The sequence below is a fragment of the Streptomyces sparsus genome (assembly GCF_054776295.1).
The window spans coordinates 1-838 of the sequence record NZ_BAAHCA010001444.1 but is presented as its reverse complement, the minus strand read 5'-3'; the positions used below and the strand labels follow the sequence as shown (position 1 = coordinate 838).

Below are 838 nucleotides of genomic sequence, written 5' to 3'. Positions count from 1 at the left end.
CGGCCGATCGCCCGCCAGCCGCCGCGGGTGTGCGCGGTGAAGGCGCCGCGCACCGAGATGCGGTGCTCCGGCGTGCGGTGGAAGGCAGCCGCACGGACGGTGCCCCACGGGTCGAGCGGTGTCACGGGGCTGTCGGAGCCGAAGGCCAGCGGCACACCGGCGCGTTGCAGTGCCGCGTACGGGTTCAGCGTCCGGGCCCGCTCGGCGCCGAGCCGTTGCGCGTACATGCCGCTGCCGCCGCCCCACGCGGCGTCGAACGCCGGCTGCACGGACGCGGTGAGCGCCAGGTCGGCGAAGGCGGCGATGGTCGCCGCGGTCAGCATCTCGGCGTGTTCGACCCGGTGCCGCAGGGCCCGGATCCGGGGCAGGCCGACCCGCTCGGCGGCGGCCCGCACCCCGGTGGTGACGGCGGTCAGTGCGGCGTCGCCGATGGCGTGGAATCCGGCCTGCAAGCCCGCCTCGGTGCACGCGGCGACGTGCGCGGCGACGGCGTCCGCGTCCAGCAGCGCGGAGCCCCGGTGGCCGGCGTCGGCGTAGGGGGCGTGCAGGTGTGCGGTGTGCGAGCCGAGCGAACCGTCCGCGAACAGGTCACCGGCGGCGCCGACCGCGCCCAGTTCCCTGATCCGGTCCGCCTGTCTCGCCGAGGAGACGGCCTCCGCCCAGTAGCCGGTGACGCGCGGGCCGTCGAAGTCGGCCGCGAGTGCCAGCAGGGCGGTGAGGTCCTCCTCGCTGGAGATGTCGGGGCCGGCGCACTCGTGGATCGAGCCGATGCCCAGTTCCGCGGCCCGGGTCAGCGCGGCGCGCTGCGCGGCGGCGCGCTGCGCGGGGGTGACGGAGC

General features: G+C 77.2%; 1 protein-coding gene. It reads right to left on the bottom strand.

Annotation, left to right across the window (positions count from 1 at the left end; genetic code table 11):
• A partial coding sequence (locus tag ACYVE9_RS28955; RefSeq protein ID WP_461030845.1) for an amidohydrolase family protein occupies positions 1–838 on the bottom strand: 838 nt, incomplete at both ends.